The sequence below is a fragment of the Pseudomonas sp. P9_31 genome (genome assembly GCF_034008235.1).
In the GTDB taxonomy this organism is placed as follows: Bacteria; Pseudomonadota; Gammaproteobacteria; order Pseudomonadales; family Pseudomonadaceae; genus Aquipseudomonas.
Genome location: NZ_CP125375.1, coordinates 2,930,823 through 2,946,734, shown reverse-complemented (window position 1 = coordinate 2,946,734; position 15,912 = coordinate 2,930,823). Strand labels below are relative to the sequence as shown.

The window sequence follows — 15,912 nt, the reverse complement described above, 5'->3', positions numbered from 1 at the left end:
GCTTATCATATGTATACATATGGATTCTGGATTAATCCATATGCGAGCCGTAGCCCAATCAAGGAGGACAATAAAAGTGGCGGTCTTACAGAGGATTTCTCAGTCGTATCGAGTCGCGTCAACGCACTCGCGGCTGGTCAGCAACAACAGCGGCGGCTGGATGCGCCAGCAATTGCCAGAGGAGTTGGGCGAGTGCTATTCCGAACGCTTGTGTCTGGATGACGACCTGATGGTGGTGCGCTCGCGCTACCGGCCCACGCGCAACCTGATCGAGGAAACCGTCAGCCCGCACAATCGTCATATGCTGGTGATCACCTTCGGCATGCAGGGTGACTCCGGGTACAAGGGCGTCGACGGTTCGGCGGTGTCGTTTCGCGCCGGCTACACCACCATCACCTCGTTCCAGATGAGCCTCGGCGAGCGCTGTTACGAAGCCGGGGCAACGGTGTCCCAACTGCGGTTGCTGATCGGCGAAAACATGCTCAACAAGTACATTGGCGAGCAGCGCACCCGCCAGTTGCTGGGCAACGGTAACGTCCGCCAACTGGCGTTCCAGAAAACCTCGGCGGCCAGCGCCAGCCACGCCACCGCCCTGACCCGCTACCTCAACCAAGGGGTGAGCGGCACCCTGGACATGCACATTCACACCCTGAGCCTGCTCTCCGAACAGCTGAAACTGCTGAGCCCTGCCACCAGTTCCGACAGCCTGCAGTTCAGCGCGGTGGACATCGAGAAACTCGATCGCGCCCGGGACATCATGATCGAGCGGATGGACCAGCCGTTGACCATCCCCTACCTGTGCGCCGCGGTGGGGCTCAATGAGTTCAAACTCAAGGAAGGCCTGCATTACCGCTTCAATTCCACACCGCACCGCATGCTTCACGAGATCCGCATGCGCAAGGCATACACCCTGCTCGAGAGCGGTTGCCAGGTGGCCCAGGCGGCCTATCAGGTGGGCTACAAGTTCCCCAACAATTTCAGCGCAGCCTTTACCCGGTTTTTCGGCAAGCCACCCAAATCGGTATTCGGCAAGCGCCGCTGAGCAATCAGCGGCGCAGGTCCCGGACTTTGAAGCACGCTTCAAGTAGGGTGACGCGGCAGGTCACGAGGGTGCGCAGACTCGAAAAGATGCTTTCACTTGACGAGTCGCGTTTCCTTGGAAGGCCTGTAGCCGAAATACGAGCTGTAGCATTTGCTGAAATGACTGGGCGAAACAAAACCACAGGCAACCAGCACATCGACCTGAGATAGCTCTGTGTGCTGAAGGAGTCGACGCGCCTCGGTAATCCGCAATTCCATGTAGTAGCGTTGCGGTGTCGTGCCCAGTTGCTCCTTGAACAAACGCTCGAGTTGTCGCCGGGAACGGCCTGCGTATACGGCCAACTGCTCCAACTCCAAAGGCTCTTCGAGGTTGGCATCCATCAGTTTGACCACCTCGCGTAATGGCGCGCTCACACAGATATTTTCAGTCGGTTTGATGCGCCGGTAACGAGACTCCTCAAAAGCCAGGATGTCCTCAATACCCTCGACGAGGGCTTTATCGTGCAATTCCTTGATCCAGTCCAACGCCATATGGAATGCCCCAGAGGGACTGGAGGCAGTGAGCCGGTCTCGATCAATGATATAGGGCTCACTGCTGACATGCGTCGTCTTGGAGATTTCCGCAAGCGCGGGGCGATGCTCGGGGTGAATGGCGCAACGATATCCATCCAGCATCCCAGCCCTGCCCAGGAACCACGCGCCATTCCATAACCCGGCCAGGCTGACACCCAGGTCTGCCGCCGCTCTCAACAGGTGGATGAACTCATCAGTCGCCTTCAGTTCTGTCCTGTAGCCGCCGCAAATGACCAGCAGATCCAGGTTTTGAATGGCTGAAGAATCGAGACGTGCGTCAGGCCGAATGACCAGGCCCAGATCGCTGATGACCTCCCCGTCATTCAAGCCGAACGTTCGGGAAGAGAACAGCCCGGGGCGTAGCAGATTCGCAGTGACAATGGTGTCCAGCGCCTGGGTGAACGCGGGCAGCGAGAAATGCTCGAGCAACACAAAGCCTGCCCGTGTCATTCGCGCAGGCTCACCAGAGTTCTCATTCAGGTAGCGGAGATTTTTCCCCTTCATGCCTCCGCTGAATTGGCGTCGTACGATCAATGTTTGACCCACTCGGTTACGTTAACCAACCTGTCGCTTGGTGCGTTGATAAAGCGTCATGCTAACCGCAGAAGTTCAAAAAGCCCTAGGGGGCGTTCTCAATTAGTTTCCCCGCCGCGCCGGGTCTGCTGTTGTGCAGGGCAAGGCGCGAGAAGCGTAGTTTGGTCATTCCAAATAAGCTTCGAGCAACACAGCCCTGCACAACAGCAGGCCCGGCCCTTCGGGTTGTGCCTTAAAGCGGGCCAGGCTGCGTTGCAGGCCTTGGAAAGGGAGCTACCATTCCCAGCGGCCTGCGCCTTGCCTGGCCCGCTTTAAGGCGACAACACGGCAGGGAAACTAATCGAGAACGCCCCCTAGCACCATTATGCGACTGATCAGGCCAGCTGAAAGCCGTGACGAAGCGGGTCTTTGTCATCGAAAAAATGGGGCTGAGGAGCTCCGTCGAAAGCGTCTTCCCCGAAGAGTGGTTGATCCCTTCAACCCCGGCCTTGATTGGCTCGAACCAGAACGGAGCACTGCAACTCTACAACTCCCGCGCCTGGTGCATTGATCGCCTTTTCTGCCTTCGCAGCCAGCGAAGTAAAAATCAGAATCAGGTCGGGGAAAAACGGATAGGCCTGCCCCTGATGCCAGTCAGTTAAGTGCAAGCCCGCTTCCACAGGTTCCGCACCTTGACTGACTGACATAGGCTGGCAAACAACTTGCTTAGGTCTTGTCAGGTTTTCGCCATCAACGACGATGGCTTCGCAAACATCACGGACAACGGCGTCCGCTCCCCTGCACATTGCGGCAGGTGAGCGTGCGCCGTTTTTGCTTTCATCCCGGCATAAAAGGAAATCCTCATGTCTGCTCAAGGAATGCTCCCCCCGGGTCATGCCATCGCTAATCTGCGCAGCGATGGCGGCAAGTCGCACCTGGCCGGCACAACATTCACCAAGGCATTGCTCGAACCTGGCATGGCCCTGCTCGAACGCAGCAAGCTCGGCTTCTGGCTACCGCTCGGATTGGCCCTGGGTGCCTGTGGTCTCGCGCTGGCCGAACAGCCCGCAAGCGCACTGGCCCTGATACCCGGCGTCCTCTACCTGGGCTGCGCCTGGCACCTGCGTGAGCGCCATCAACGCCATCTACAGACATTCTGGGACACTGAACTGGCACAACTGCTACGCAACTCCCGGGATGCCGACCCGGCGACATTACTGGTGGCCGCCAGCATGCAACTGCGCAACAACGAACGCCTGCGCAGCGAGGTACAGTTCGCCAGCCGTGCCCTGGAGCAGATGGCCCAGCAGGCCCGCGATCAGGGTGAAGAGCAGAGCCAACGAATCGCCATGATCGCTGCCGCCAGCGAGCAGATCGATCAGACCCTGCACAGCATCGATGCCTTGGCCCAAGGTGCGCTGGCGGCCTTTGCCAACGCCCATGCCCAGAGCGAAGCCGGTTGTCTGGAGGCGCGTTCAGTGGGTGGCAGCATGCTCACCATTCAGCACAGTCTGGGCAATACCGCGCAGGCCGTGGAAGCGTTGCTGCAACGCACGACCGCAGTGGAAAGCACCGTCAATAGCATCCAGGCACTGGCCAGGCAGACCCAGTTGCTGGCGCTCAATGCCTCCATCGAGGCTGCCCGCGCTGGCGAGCACGGCCGCGGTTTTGCCGTGGTCGCCGAGGAGGTCCGCAGCCTGGCCCAGGCCACCGACCGGGCCACCAACGAAATCACCACGGCCGCGACGGCGATCGCCGATGCCGTGCGCCAGGTAGATGGCGAGGTCAAAAAACACCGAGACCTGCTGAGAACCGGCAGCCAGCAGAGCGAGCACCTGGCCGCCAACCTCGACGACCTGGCTCGACAAAGCCAGACCAATCTGCAACACCTCAGCGCCATGCAACAGGCACTCAGCGAGCACCAGCAAGCCAATCATGCCCTCAGCGAACAGTTGCAACAGGTCAATGGGGCGGTGCAGCAGCAGAGCACGCAGACCCATGCGCTGCACGACCTGACCCGCTATCTCAACCAGCTCACTGTCGGAAACCGCCCATGAATCAACAACTCGCCACCGCACTCGAGGGTAGGCAATCCCGACGAATCCTTCTGCCACAGAGTGACATGGGGCTGAGGCAGGCTCTCTTGCTGGGCCTCGACCTGCTGCAAGGTCTGCAGCAACATCGCGGTCTCGGCGGACAGATCAGCCGCGAGGCACAACAGCGGTGCCAGTCACTGGGTCAGGCGCTCGACCAACGCTGGAGAGAGTGGCCGTATTGCGCACAGTGCCAGGCCTGGAGCGCATTACGCCGCGATCCAGCAGATTTCGATGGCCATTGCCGGTTACTGCAAGACCTGCTCGGCGCCATCCAGCACCTCGAACTGCAGCGCTGCGCGCTCAATCTGCAGCCCCCGAGCATCGCCGAGCGCTGTTGGGAGCTGGAAGACCTGGGGCGGCTGCGCGGCCTGTCGGTGCGCGCCGCCGCCCATCAGAGTTGCCCATTGGAAATGCTGGTTCAATTGCAGTACCTGCACGAACGCTTGCTCAGGCATGCCCCCCGTTCGCTGCACAACGCTCTCGAACGGCTGCAACACTGCCTGATCGGCACAACGACAGTGTCCTGATGCCGGGCGCGAAAAATCCGCGCCCAAATGTGAGATAAATCACTTTTGATTCTTTTGCATCCATTGCAACAGAATATCAAAACAGGCCGGCCGGTTCGGCCTGAATATCCCAGCTGAAGATCAGCACCTCCTTTGCCTCACTCCCTTTCCCACCACCGACCGTGTATTTAATGTCAGTGGTCTCCATGTGATAGCCGGCAAACACTCTGCGGATGTCTGGGTGATCATTCAGGCTGATGATGGCTTTACCTTTGATCTCGCCCAGTAGCTTGGCCATCGCTTCATACTGCTCAAACTCAAACGGGACACCATAGCCTTCGGTCTTCCAGTAAGGGGGATCGCAGTAGAACAGCGTATGTTCGCGATCATACTTCTTAATCACCTCCTGCCAGCCAAGATGCTCTATGTAGGTGCTGCTGAGCCGCAGGTGAGCTGCAGAGAGTGTTTCCTCCAAGCGCAGCAGATTGAGGCCTGGGGGTGTGGTGGTTGCAGTACCGAAGGTCTGGCCATCAACACGCCCGCCAAAAGCGGACTGCTGTAGGTAGTAAAACCTGGCAGCGCGTTGAATATCGGTGAGTGTCTCAGGTCGAGTCATCTGCAGCCACTTGAACACCTGTCGGCTCGATAGGGCCCACTTGAACTGTCTGACAAACTCTTCCAGATGGTTCTGCACCACCCGGTAAAGGTTGATCAGATCGCCGTTCACGTCGTTAAGCACTTCCACTTCGGCCGGTACCGGCCGAAGGAAGAACAGCGCGGCACCACCCGCGAAAGGTTCGACGTAGCAGCTATGGGCTGGAAACAGAGGGAAGATGCGGTCGGCAAGACGGCGTTTGCCCCCTAACCATGGGATGATGGGTTGCGCAGACATGGTGCCTCCTGATGGCTGGTGGCGCTCGATGGCGATGTCAGGGGGCTCTCGGCCTTCAGGTGGTTGAGTGTCCGGCAACGCGGACACTTGATCTGTAACTCAAGGAAACCACGGACAGCCGCTAGTTTCCGGCCGCACTGGCCACAACGTATCTCTTGCATCATCTGCAAACCTTTTGCGCTTCTGGTAGGCTCCCTGCCGCTCGCGCGTGAGCAGAGGGCCTTGGCCGACTTGCAGCTAGGTCTGCTGGTAGGTTGTCAGCCCAAGTGCTCCAACACTTTGGCTGACAGCCCTCTTTCTTTTATTCAGCGCGGTTGGGTTGTACAGGCCAATCAACGGCCTGTGGGTAACCGGCTTGCTGCTCAATCCGACTTAAAGCGACGCTGTAACGCTTCCAACCGATCAAAGCCACTTCCTCTTCTTCGGTCGAGTCTCCTTCATCATGGGCGTACTGCAGCGGCGCAATACGAAGGGTTGCTTCCCGAAGAAGAACATCTCGCTCATCACGAACCTCCAACGCTTTGGCCGCGAGTTGCGCCGATACGTCGAGCTTCCACGCACCTTCAAGCCAGACGTAGTGAGCCCCTGGCCATGGAGTAGCGACGTAACCATCTGGAAGCGCTCCCAGCTCAGTCCACTCCAGAGATACCCCAGTGTCAATTCGATAGACAGTTCCACGATGGTCCGGTGTTTTTCGAGGCTGTCCATCGATTAAGGTCCATGTGCTGTCTTCTCCTGGAGCAGGCAACACGTTCGGCAGTTCGACTGAATTGCTGGGTAGTTGCACACCCAATCCGGGAATTACGGGAAGCTCGACCGGGCCATTCAGCGCTCCCGCACTGTCAATTAAATAAGTAGCCATGAACACCTCAGATAAGTTTCAAACGACCTGGATAGGCAATGCTGCGTGGGCGAGTTTCAACGCCGCCATATAGTTCCGATCCAGGAAACCCGGAAATGTCGGAACGATTACCCCGAGCAATTTTCCCTGTGCCCAAACCGGTCGGGTTGCTTGGCGAGTCGATGTTATGGCTGTGAGCTCTGATCAGGTCGGTAGCCCATGAACCAGCCACACGACTGACATCGACCCCCCGGTTTTCATCAAGCACCCGAAAGAACTCGGCCCGAGCTTCAGGGCTGCGAAACGTCGAAACGCCGTCTCCAGATGTCCACCCACCCTCCATTCCGACCCGAGCCGCTTCGGTGGTCAGCATTCCCGACTGTTGCGCGTGATCCCAGAGCCACGGCCATTCGACGCGGTTGTACACCCAACTATTAATTGAACCCCATCCTCCGGGGAAAAATGCCGTTGTGGTTTCAAAAACGGGTCGACCTAGCGGTGTGCTATCGCAACGGGAAATGGGGAACCAGTTTCCTGCCCCGTCGCTGCGTAGATGCCAGTAATCCCCTGCGCCCATCAGTACAAAGAACGAATAACCTTCTGTCCGTAGATGGGTATGGAATTTGATTTTGTCAGTGCCTCCGGCCTTCACCACCAGGCGATTACCACTATTGTCGGCGCGGCGAACAATCACATCGCATACACCCAACGCAGAGTTAGCTGGTGGTAGTTGAATGGTTAACGGTGCTGCGCTTGAGTCGATCAGAACTAATCCCAGCTCGTCAGAAGTCAACGTTCTGGACGCTGAAACTGCGACAACAGGAGTATTGCTGCCTCCTGTTACTAGACCTTTTGCATTCACAGTCACCCTGTCAAAGGTTCCAGCGACCACGCCGCTGTTTGCCAAGGCCAGGGTGATATCTATATCAGCACTCCCATCAAAATCGCCGCTGCCGGTAGCCGCGCCCTTGAATTTCACGGCGCGGGCGGTCTCTAGCCGAGCAGCCTTACCGATGGAGGTCGTGCCATCTATGATCTTGTCTATCACCCCCTTGAGCCACTTCGTTCGACTCGCCAGCTGCTTACCTTGCAGGTTGTCGATACCCTCAGGACCACCCAATACGGGGTCGGACGTCTCAAGCTGGTAGATGCCCTCTATCCATTCATTTAATTCGGGTAGATCGGCCATTAGCTGCTCCCATGGTTGAATTGGCCGTCACGACGTGCAAACCCGTTATGCCGGATGGCGACTGACTGATAGTCGAGTGACACCAAGCGGCATCGAGCCGGTGCGACGGAAAGTAGAAGGCGGCGCAAAAGCGCTGCCTGATCATTGGTGATGGCGCGCTTGAGAAAAACTCGATAGAGCGGCCAAGCGTTGGGGTCTCCATGAACGTGATTTCCGTCCCGAATGATCGAGCCGTCACGTACCTGGTTGTTCAGGCCCTCCTGGAGTACCACTTCTCCGAAGCCAAGTAGGCGAATGACCTCACGAATTGCCCAAGGCGTGCCCTTGTAGCGATGGAGTTGGGCTGAGTACTTGATCAGGTTGCGTTTGGCGTCCTCTGACTCAGCCAACAACCAAGCCGCCTCATCGAGGAGCGAAAATTGGTCAGCCAGGTTCGGCAGTAACTGGGGCTTCACCAGGTCGACCAGGTACACCAACATCGCGTTGATATCGAGACTGTCCAGGGTCTCGTTGAGCAGTTCGCACAGCAATGCGAAACGTTCGTCACCCGCCAGGGCTGGCGGTAGCTGTTGATCAGCCATAAGCCACACCCGCATCTTCCAGTTGGATTGAGGTGCAGTTGGCCCACTCATTTCCGATCAGCTCACGTAGGGCGCTCGGGAACTCCAGGTCAGCCCGATAGACGCCATTCACCTGCAGCAGCGCGGTCAGTTGCTCCTGGACCAGATCCCGACCGAGTCCCGCACGCCGTTCAACGGCGTAGGCCTCGGCTGCGGCCTCGACCGCTTTCATGGCTTCAGCACGATCTGCAGTGTCATAAAAGGTGATGCGTGCCTTGATCTGGTAGATGACTTCGGTGGGTGCATAGGCGTGAACGGTGTCGCACATTGGACGCAGCTTTTCACCGCTGACCCGGCTCTTGACCTGCTGGAGCAGGTCCTCCGAGGGCAATCCGGTGTTGGTAAGCGGGAACAGTGCTACGTGGCCATCCGGTTGCCCTTCGTCCGGTCCATGTACGGCGACATCAATGATCGACTGATGCACTGCCAGAGCATGGTAGCGATAGGCCCCACGGCTACCGGCATTGCTGAAGGCTTCAGGTGCCAGGATGATCCGCTCGCGATAGCGCTCGTCCTCTTCGTCCTCGGCGCCATCAGCGGTAATGCTGGTATTTGTCGCGGTTAGGCCAGCTGCTGGCGGATTACCAATGCTGCTGATCTGGCCAACAGCCCAGCCGTTGCCAAGCTCACCAGCAATCAGACAGGTAGCTGGGACGTTCATCTGGGTCTGGCCAGCCGGGATTATGGCGTCTTGGTCCGTGAGAAAAGTGAGCTTGGCGTCTTGGGTGCTGACCCGAGTTCCGGCCCGAATCAGTAATGGTTGCTGCACCACTATCGGCATGCTGAATCGAAGCGGGCAACGCGCTGGAACAGCCAACAGCCTAGGAGTGGCGACCAACTCACCGAGATAGTCGAGGATCGGCCCTTTCGCAAACCGGACCAACAGCTGCTCACCCGCGCTCTGAATACCCATCTGCAGACGGGTCACGGCGTAGGCGATCTGGTCGATATACAGCCGCTCAACTTGGGCTGGATAAAGGGTTTTGTTTGCCTTGGACTCGTACCGAGCAATCAAATCCGCCTCAGTGGCAGCCGGATCGATCTGGATGAATACCGGTTTAGGCAGCTCGCGCATAGGGCACCTCGGTCAACTGGGTGACACCATCCGCAACACGCCACTGCACGCGCAAAATGATGCGCGAGTCCTCAATGAGCACCAGCACCTGGACGACCGAGACTCGGGTTTCCCAGCGACGGATGGCGTCGACCGCTTCACGCACCAGGTGCGGGGTCACACGATTGACGGGCCAGTCGATGTACAAATGAATGTCGCTACCAAACTCCGGCCGATGGGCGTCGCTGCCTTTGGGTGTGGTCAGGACGATGCGGATGGCCTGGTCGATGTCGCGCAGACCCTCGACTACCTCGCCGGATGTACCGAGGGCGGGCTGCCAGTGGGCAGCGGTGATGCTGGTGTAGGGAGTGGGCGTCGTCATGCGCCCATGGTGATGATTTAGTCTAAGCTCGACTTTTAATCGAGTTTAAAGATGCACAGGCCGAACCTAACACTGGAGGAAATGAGAGATGGATAGGAAACCCAAAATAGACGTGCGTAGGCAACTTCGTAAAGAAGTCGGCTTTGGCTGCCCTATACTCGGTTGCGGGAGCCCTTTTCTAGAGTGGCACCACTTTGATCCCCCTTGGCGTGAACTGAATCACCATAACCCTGAAGGGATGATTGCTTTGTGTGTTGAGCATCATGCTCAGGCAGACGGGGGAGCCTTTACCGTTGACCAGCTCAAAAAATTAAAGAAGCCAAAGGAGGGAACAGGACACGTTGAGGGAAGGTTCAACTGGATGAGAAACGAGTTGTTGATGGTCGTTGGTGGCAGTTATTTTGTGGAAACCTATGAGGCAATACGTTACCAAGGTAATCCGCTGATTTGGCTTAGTCGCGACGATGAAGGATATCTTCTCCTTAACGTCGCCGAAACAACCGTCGACGGTGAGCCAAGATTTTCAATGGAAGAGAGTTTCTGGACAGTTCACGGCAACCAAGAGGATGTTGAATGTCCGCCCTCCGGTAAAATGCTCTCCGTGAAATACCCTAATGGCGACTCCTGCTCTGTGAAGTTCTTGGAGTTGACCAGCGAGGAAGCACTCAGAAAGCAATATGCGGAGGCTCCTGAAGAGCTATTTCAAATCAAAACACCACTTACTGCCGTGGAGGTTACCTTTCGGGCGAAGAGCATTGGACTTGATATCGGTCCGAAGAGAACGATAGTGGGGGGAAACTCCATGGAAGGATGTTTTGCCATTCGTTGTCGAACTGGTGTCGTGATCTCTTGATGCCCGTTCAATGAGAATGATGGTTTGAGTTGCCAAGAGCATCCATCACCGTCCCTGTTGCGTTCACATTTCCATTCACCTGCAGATTTCCATTCAATGTGACCTGTGGAACATCCAAAATTGCTGAAGGTGCCTTCACCGTCACCGGCTCACCCGCCTCAACCGTGATGTTCCGGCCACACTTCAAAAGCAGTGCCCCCACGCAGTCCAACGTCATCACCCCGGCCGCACGGTCGTAAGTCGAAACAGTCCCATCGCTGAACCGCACATAGTCCGTATCCTCATCCACTACTGGCGGCGGCTCCGCTGATGAATAGACCCCACCCAGGTACACACCGCCAACGCCATCAGAATCGAGTAACACCGCGACTTGCTCCCCTAGCTCGGGCATCAACGGTCGCCGCTGGGTGCCCTGTGTGTTGCGCTGCGGGACGTTGAGCCAGTAGCTCTCGACGCCGTCCCGATCATCCAGCCTGACCCGAATGCGACAAGTCTGGTAATCCACCGCGCTGACGTCCCCGTACTCCAGCTCAACGCCCATATGCATTCATCTCCATTGTCAGGCCACCGCTTCATGCTGGATGCCGTAAGTCGACAGAGCCAGGTCTGGCTTGGTGTTTTTCAGGGTCATGGAGATCGAGGTCGCGGAGATGCGGCAGAGCGTTTTATCCACGATATAGCCGCCACTCCGGGTCATTCGATGTTGGGATGATGTGATCAAGTAGTTGCCGCCCAACTTGCCGGCCGCTGACAAAGTCACCACATTTCCGCTAACCAGGTTAGGCCGTCCCATGGCTGTCCAACTACCCTGGGTGCGCTCGCGATTGGCTTTGGCCAGCTCGGCCTTGGCTTTTGCTTTGGACTCCTCCGCCGATGCACTGCGTTTGCGTTTTTTCTTGGTGTCACCGCTGGTCGTGGCCTTACTGGCACTGCTGGGCACAGCAACGGTCTCGCCATTTTCAATCTTGTAGGCGACCAGTTTTTTCTTCGCTGGGTCTTTGTGCTTGACCTCGATGGCCTTTGGTACGTCCCTGATCTGATCGCGGAGCCTGACGTTCGATAGGTCCTGGAGCACGTGCGTGGCGACCGGAGCACCGTCGGCCAGTTCGCTGATGGCATGGAAGACCAACCGATTGCCGGTGACCTTGAACGCGTAGTCATACTCACCGGCAAGGTTGCGCAGGAAGGTCAGATCGGACTCTTGTTGCGTCAATCGATCCAGCTTGATCGGCTCGATGCTGCCGACCAACTCCAGCCCCTGTCGGGTGGCGATCTGTTTGGCTACCGCGTCGAGCGTGGTGTTTTCATAGGCGTGATGCTCAGTCGTGCGCAAGGCGGCGTTGATGCCGGTAGCGAGCGCACGGATATTGATTGTCGACGGCGGGCAGTTCAGTTCGATCTCGTCGATCTCAAAACGGCCAACGGTCCGTAGCGACATTCCCTCCCAGCCGATAGCCAAGGTCAATGAGTCGCCATGCCCTGGATACCAGGCATCGCGCCATTTGCCCTCGGTATCCTCCAGTTCGACATCCAGGCTGTCGGCCTCGCCGGTCAGAAAGTCCGAGTAAGTCAGTGAGAGCAAATGCTCGCTGATATTGCGGGTGATGTTGCGCTGTTGATAAGTCAGTACGAAGCGCGCTTCCGGTACCCGTGCTGGAGTCATCGCATCCATGGCGGCAAATCCTCCGTGGTAGCCACCGATTCCAGCATCGGGATGGCCAAGGTCAATCCTGCAGGCAACGCGGCGGTAATCGGCACATGCTTGTTGGCTTCAACGATGAGCAGATACCGATGGGCGTCACCGTAGTAACGCCAAGCCAACTGATCCCAGCGCTCGCCTTCGGTGGTGACATGGAGAATAAACATCAAGCCCTCCTGGTCAAGACTTGCGCGGCCAGGCCGGCCAAGCGGGTACCGGCGCCGTCCATCTTGGTGAGCGCCTGATCAAGGGAGTCCCGCGATGCAGAGAATCGGTCGACGATGTTGCCCAGGTCGACCGGGTTCAAACTGGCACGGGCTCCCATGACGTTACCCAGCACATCCTCGCCCAGGCGTGCCAGATCTGAGCCGTTGTTGAGCAACCCTGCGGCCGTGGCCAATCCTTGCAAGGGTTCGATGGCCCGCGCCGTTATGCCTAGCAACTGCGGAACCTGCCCCAGGATCATTGACGCATTGCCGCTTTTGATCGTCTCGTAGAGGTTTTGTCCGGCTTTCAGCATGTTGCCGGCTGTCTTGGCATGGCCGATGACCATCTGAGTCGTGCTAGGCGATGGGGTCAGCCGGGAAACAAGCCCAGGCGACCCCGAGGTGGCGGCTGGCGTGCCGCTAACGGCTGAGTCGAGTAAGCCCGGTCGTACAACTTTGCGCGTAAAGGCCCCCGTGTATTCAGCGAGGCTGACCTGTACGGTAGCCGCCTTGATCTGCCCAGTTGCGGTAGAGCGGCGAATGTTATTGCTGATGTCTTTGATGACGTAGGCGCCCAGGTACTCGCCGCTACCCATCACAAAGGCCAACGGTTCGTGCTTGCTTTTGGCCAGGCGCAGTGCCCGCAAACGCTCTTCGGGGTCACCCAATACTGGATGCAGTTCAATGGTCAGATTGCATTGATCCAACCCTTCACCGATCCACTCCAACAACGGTTTGCCCTGGATGCGCGCGTGTTCTACCCAGTCGGCCGAACCACTTTGTTCCATGCCGCTGATGCCGCCCGCGACGGTGAATTCGATATCGCCCAGGATCGCAAACATCAGATAGCCCCCTCATCGGAGGGGCCATAGCTACGACGACGCTTGTCGTGCATGTAGCGCTCCATCATTCGCATCCACTCCACGTAGCCAGCCTGCAATCCTTGTTGAACTTGCTGCTGTATGTCGGCCCCACCGGGTACGGTAATCTGAGGTGAAAAAGTGAAGCTTGGACCCGCGCCCATGCCTGGAGCCATTCCGCCAGCGGCGCCTCCGACACTCCCTATCGTGCTCGCCCTGGAGACATCAGCCGGGTTCGGTGGCGCCAGATCCACACCCGATTGTGCAGCCATACCGAGCGCTGCTTTGCGAACCAGGCCGGACTGCGCGCTGATACCGATGGCGGCGCCTTCGCTGATGTTGGCGCCGTACCCTATGAACACCCGGCTTGGCGACTGGATGCCAAGTGTCTCGGTGAACCAGCCTTTTACCGATGAGCCGATGCCTATCACGCTGTCCTTCAAAGCGCTGGCCATGTTGCTGATGCCGTTGACCAAGCCGGTGACAATCATGCCGCCGAACTCGCTGAATTTGCCCGGCAGCTCGACACCGAAGTAACTCATCACGGCAGCGAACGCACGGTAGAACAGACCGACCGGTGAGAAGTTGGCCATCAATGCGACGATGCCTGAAAGCCCGCCACTAAAACCGGTCTTGATCTCTGTCCAAAGGCTGCTGAAGAATCCCTTGATGGGTTCCCAGTAGCGGTAGATCAGGTACGCCGCCAGTGCAATGCCGGTGATCAGCAAGCCAATAGGGTTCATCATCAAGGCCCTGCCGAGCCAGAGGACGGCCTGCCCGGCAAGTTTCAACCCGAATAGCAACGTGCTACCGAGGATCTTGCCCAGGAACAAGCCGCCTCGCGCCACCATCATCAACGGGGCGCCCAGGGCCGTGGTTACACCGCGCAAGAACACGCCGCTGTACCTGGCAACAGTGAGTAAGCCAGCGCCGATGCGGGACAGACCAGAGATCAGTGGCGCGAACTTGCCCATCTGCCACATCCCACGTAGCAACGTCCATTTTGAAGATAGTGTTGTGACGGTGGTGGTCAGGGCCACGAAGGGAGACATCACCAGGTTGATGCCGTAAGCGATGCCAATGAAGGCCAGCTTGCCAAGTAATAGGCCACCGACCATGCCCACGACACCCTTGATGATTCTGGGGTTTTCACCTGCCCAGGTGGCGAATGATTGCATCACTGGAATGACGGCTTGCGTTACGTCGACGAGCGCTGGGATAAGAAAACTACCAACTGTTAAACCAATATCGGCGAGGTTGGTATTCAGTAACTTTAACTGCTCTTTAGGACTCTCCATCCGCCTTTTCCAGTCCGTATCAAGCCCTCCTTTGTCAGCTGCGTCCATGCTGCCTTTTTGGATACTGGCAAGATCCTTTCTGTTCGCCATGGCCGGACGAACGAATGACAGCACTTGCTGATCCGCAAACAACTCGCCCAGCTTGTAGGCTTCATTCAAACGATTGAGGGCAATCCGGCGCTCCTCGTCGTCTTTGATGGCCATGGCTTTCTGGAACTTGCCTGCAGCTTCCGGCCCCTTGCTTCCTACATATTGGGTGATGACTTCCAGCATCGCCTGGACCGGGGTGAGACCTTTTCCAACGAGATTTTTCATCGACGTAGTGAGGTCGATCCCTGCGCCTTCAAAGGACTTCAGGGTGTCCTTCGCGGTGAGTTTGGATAGGAAATTTTTGAAGTTGTTAGCAGCTTCGTCGTTGCTGCCGGCACCACGGCGGGCGATCTGCAAAGATGCCCCGATCTCAGCGACGGCGCGCTCACCGGTGACACCCAAAGCTGCAAACTGAGGTGTTAACTGCGGCAACCATTTTGCCATGTCCGCCAATTCAAACTGGCCACTTTTGCCAGCGAACGCCAGCATGTTCATTGAGCGTTCAAGCCCAGCAGCGCCGATACCGAGGTTGTCATTCAGTGCGATGGCCACCGAACCGAGATCGTCCATGCTGGCCCGGGTAGCTGTAGCAGTTTTGGACATCACGGGAGCATAGGCGGCCAACTCCTTGGCACTGGAGATCCCGCCCGCAATCAGTACCGCGGTGCCTTTAGCCACATCCGCTTGGGTCTGATTCCATTTCAGCGCCGAGCCACGCATTACCTTGCTGAGCTGCTCTTCTTCAGCAGCATCAAAGCCACCCGTAATGGCAATGTCGTTTGTCTGGTCTTTGAAGTCGATAGCAGTGCGCATCGACTGGACAATTGGTGCGCCCAATACAGCTGTTGTACCGGCAGTTTCCATGGCCTGGCCACGCAACTCGCCACGTTTATTTTTGAGGGGTTCGCCCCTGGCGATACTGGTGTTGAGGCGCTCTTGCTTGACCTTGAGTTGATCAATCGTACGGCCGACCTGGTCGTACTGCCGACGCATGCGCTCGATGCCGGTACCACCGCGAGCTATGGACGTTGCAAGCTCGGTGCCGATGAGTTTCTGTTTGGCCGTCAATCCATCAGTGGCACGACCAAGCTGCTGCACGGTCGACTTGGCCGAACCGAATGCAGCACTCAGGCTGCCTGAAACAGCGGCTCCGATCTTTAGTCCAACCAGAACTTCATTAGCCATAATTTGCTACGCTG

18 protein-coding genes are annotated in these 15,912 nt (G+C 57.5%); 4 read left to right on the top strand and 14 right to left on the bottom strand.

All coding sequences use genetic code 11. The annotated features are described in order from the left end of the window. The first annotated feature begins 76 nt into the window (after positions 1–76). Positions 77–1,042 carry an AraC family transcriptional regulator gene (locus QMK51_RS12950; protein ID WP_320394304.1) on the top strand — a complete coding sequence of 322 codons (966 nt, stop codon included), beginning with the start codon at positions 77–79 and terminating at the stop codon, positions 1,040–1,042. Positions 1,043–1,134: 92 nt separating this feature from the next. On the opposite strand, the gene QMK51_RS12945 is transcribed toward QMK51_RS12950, so the two are convergent. Together QMK51_RS12945 and QMK51_RS12940 are read right to left on the bottom strand one after the other, a co-directional pair. After that, positions 1,135–2,148, bottom strand: a complete 1,014-nt coding sequence (locus QMK51_RS12945; protein ID WP_320394303.1) for a GlxA family transcriptional regulator — start codon at positions 2,146–2,148, stop codon at positions 1,135–1,137. Between the two features lie 476 nt (positions 2,149–2,624). Next, the gene (locus QMK51_RS12940) at positions 2,625–3,002 is read right to left on the bottom strand and encodes a hypothetical protein (protein ID WP_320394302.1); all 378 of its coding nucleotides are present in this window, start codon (positions 3,000–3,002) and stop codon (positions 2,625–2,627) included. Between QMK51_RS12940 and QMK51_RS12935 the strand changes: the two genes are divergently transcribed. Next, on the top strand, positions 2,991–4,184 hold the full coding sequence (locus tag QMK51_RS12935) for a methyl-accepting chemotaxis protein (protein ID WP_320394301.1): 1,194 nt from the start codon (positions 2,991–2,993) through the stop codon (positions 4,182–4,184). The two genes, QMK51_RS12940 and QMK51_RS12935, sit on opposite strands and share 12 nt — an antisense overlap. After that, positions 4,181–4,750, top strand: coding sequence for a hypothetical protein (locus tag QMK51_RS12930; RefSeq protein WP_320394300.1), 570 nt, complete (start codon positions 4,181–4,183; stop codon positions 4,748–4,750). The genes QMK51_RS12935 and QMK51_RS12930 overlap by 4 nt, the downstream gene beginning before the upstream one ends. Before the next feature lie 76 nt (positions 4,751–4,826). On the opposite strand, the gene QMK51_RS12925 is transcribed toward QMK51_RS12930, so the two are convergent. From QMK51_RS12925 to QMK51_RS12895, 7 genes are all read right to left on the bottom strand, one after another. Next, positions 4,827–5,621, bottom strand: coding sequence for a DNA adenine methylase (locus tag QMK51_RS12925; protein ID WP_258699782.1), 795 nt, complete (start codon positions 5,619–5,621; stop codon positions 4,827–4,829). Next, positions 5,591–5,782 (bottom strand): Com family DNA-binding transcriptional regulator, encoded by a 192-nt coding sequence (locus QMK51_RS12920; RefSeq protein WP_413817526.1) that lies wholly within the window; start codon positions 5,780–5,782, stop codon positions 5,591–5,593. The genes QMK51_RS12925 and QMK51_RS12920 overlap by 31 nt, the downstream gene beginning before the upstream one ends. 140 nt (positions 5,783–5,922) lie before the next feature. Beyond that, complete coding sequence (locus QMK51_RS12915) at positions 5,923–6,483, bottom strand: tail fiber assembly protein (protein WP_258699780.1); 561 nt, start codon at positions 6,481–6,483, stop codon at positions 5,923–5,925. A gap of 7 nt (positions 6,484–6,490) precedes the next feature. After that, entirely contained in the window at positions 6,491–7,651 is a 1,161-nt protein-coding gene (locus QMK51_RS12910) for a phage tail protein (RefSeq protein ID WP_320394298.1), read from the bottom strand. Then, complete coding sequence (locus tag QMK51_RS12905) at positions 7,651–8,232, bottom strand: phage tail protein (RefSeq protein ID WP_258699778.1); 582 nt, start codon at positions 8,230–8,232, stop codon at positions 7,651–7,653. Before QMK51_RS12905 ends, QMK51_RS12910 begins: the two co-directional genes overlap by 1 nt. After that, entirely contained in the window at positions 8,225–9,346 is a 1,122-nt protein-coding gene (locus tag QMK51_RS12900) for a baseplate J/gp47 family protein (RefSeq protein WP_258699777.1), read from the bottom strand. Before QMK51_RS12900 ends, QMK51_RS12905 begins: the two co-directional genes overlap by 8 nt. Next, positions 9,330–9,707, bottom strand: coding sequence for a GPW/gp25 family protein (locus QMK51_RS12895; protein ID WP_258699776.1), 378 nt, complete (start codon positions 9,705–9,707; stop codon positions 9,330–9,332). Before QMK51_RS12895 ends, QMK51_RS12900 begins: the two co-directional genes overlap by 17 nt. Positions 9,708–9,795: 88 nt before the next feature. On the opposite strand from QMK51_RS12895, the gene QMK51_RS12890 reads away from it, so the two are divergent. Further along, positions 9,796–10,560, top strand: coding sequence for an HNH endonuclease (locus tag QMK51_RS12890; protein ID WP_258699775.1), 765 nt, complete (start codon positions 9,796–9,798; stop codon positions 10,558–10,560). A gap of 7 nt (positions 10,561–10,567) precedes the next feature. Here the strand turns inward: QMK51_RS12890 and QMK51_RS12885 are convergent, their stop codons facing one another. The 5 genes from QMK51_RS12885 to QMK51_RS12865 are packed head-to-tail and all read right to left on the bottom strand — an operon-like array spanning position 10,568 to position 15,898. Then, the gene (locus QMK51_RS12885; RefSeq protein WP_258700687.1) at positions 10,568–11,101 is read right to left on the bottom strand and encodes a phage baseplate assembly protein V; all 534 of its coding nucleotides are present in this window, start codon (positions 11,099–11,101) and stop codon (positions 10,568–10,570) included. Between the two features lie 18 nt (positions 11,102–11,119). After that, a complete protein-coding gene (locus tag QMK51_RS12880; RefSeq protein WP_320394297.1) occupies positions 11,120–12,232 on the bottom strand; it encodes a phage late control D family protein in 1,113 nt (370 codons plus the stop codon). Next, on the bottom strand, positions 12,220–12,426 hold the full coding sequence (locus QMK51_RS12875; protein WP_258699773.1) for a tail protein X: 207 nt from the start codon (positions 12,424–12,426) through the stop codon (positions 12,220–12,222). The genes QMK51_RS12880 and QMK51_RS12875 overlap by 13 nt, the downstream gene beginning before the upstream one ends. Beyond that, complete coding sequence (locus QMK51_RS12870; RefSeq protein ID WP_320394296.1) at positions 12,426–13,307, bottom strand: phage tail protein; 882 nt, start codon at positions 13,305–13,307, stop codon at positions 12,426–12,428. Before QMK51_RS12870 ends, QMK51_RS12875 begins: the two co-directional genes overlap by 1 nt. Next, entirely contained in the window at positions 13,307–15,898 is a 2,592-nt protein-coding gene (locus tag QMK51_RS12865) for a phage tail tape measure protein (RefSeq protein WP_320394295.1), read from the bottom strand. The genes QMK51_RS12870 and QMK51_RS12865 overlap by 1 nt, the downstream gene beginning before the upstream one ends. Positions 15,899–15,912: the final 14 nt, after the last annotated feature.

Bases quoted from the DNA above. Each gene is read 5' to 3' on its own strand.
- QMK51_RS12915 (WP_258699780.1), bottom strand. From the start codon at position 6,483: ATGGCTACTTATTTAATTGACAGTGCGGGAGCGCTGAATGGCCCGGTC.
- QMK51_RS12880 (WP_320394297.1), bottom strand. From the start codon at position 12,232: ATGGATGCGATGACTCCAGCACGGGTACCGGAAGCGCGCTTCGTACTG.
- QMK51_RS12885 (WP_258700687.1), bottom strand. From the start codon at position 11,101: ATGGGCGTTGAGCTGGAGTACGGGGACGTCAGCGCGGTGGATTACCAG.
- QMK51_RS12890 (WP_258699775.1), top strand. From the start codon at position 9,796: ATGGATAGGAAACCCAAAATAGACGTGCGTAGGCAACTTCGTAAAGAA.
- QMK51_RS12910 (WP_320394298.1), bottom strand. From the start codon at position 7,651: ATGGCCGATCTACCCGAATTAAATGAATGGATAGAGGGCATCTACCAG.
- QMK51_RS12905 (WP_258699778.1), bottom strand. From the start codon at position 8,232: ATGGCTGATCAACAGCTACCGCCAGCCCTGGCGGGTGACGAACGTTTC.
- QMK51_RS12930 (WP_320394300.1), top strand. From the start codon at position 4,181: ATGAATCAACAACTCGCCACCGCACTCGAGGGTAGGCAATCCCGACGA.
- QMK51_RS12900 (WP_258699777.1), bottom strand. From the start codon at position 9,346: ATGCGCGAGCTGCCTAAACCGGTATTCATCCAGATCGATCCGGCTGCC.
- QMK51_RS12920 (WP_413817526.1), bottom strand. From the start codon at position 5,782: ATGCAAGAGATACGTTGTGGCCAGTGCGGCCGGAAACTAGCGGCTGTC.
- QMK51_RS12925 (WP_258699782.1), bottom strand. From the start codon at position 5,621: ATGTCTGCGCAACCCATCATCCCATGGTTAGGGGGCAAACGCCGTCTT.
- QMK51_RS12870 (WP_320394296.1), bottom strand. From the start codon at position 13,307: ATGTTTGCGATCCTGGGCGATATCGAATTCACCGTCGCGGGCGGCATC.
- QMK51_RS12935 (WP_320394301.1), top strand. From the start codon at position 2,991: ATGTCTGCTCAAGGAATGCTCCCCCCGGGTCATGCCATCGCTAATCTG.
- QMK51_RS12895 (WP_258699776.1), bottom strand. From the start codon at position 9,707: ATGACGACGCCCACTCCCTACACCAGCATCACCGCTGCCCACTGGCAG.
- QMK51_RS12865 (WP_320394295.1), bottom strand. From the start codon at position 15,898: ATGGCTAATGAAGTTCTGGTTGGACTAAAGATCGGAGCCGCTGTTTCA.
- QMK51_RS12875 (WP_258699773.1), bottom strand. From the start codon at position 12,426: ATGTTTATTCTCCATGTCACCACCGAAGGCGAGCGCTGGGATCAGTTG.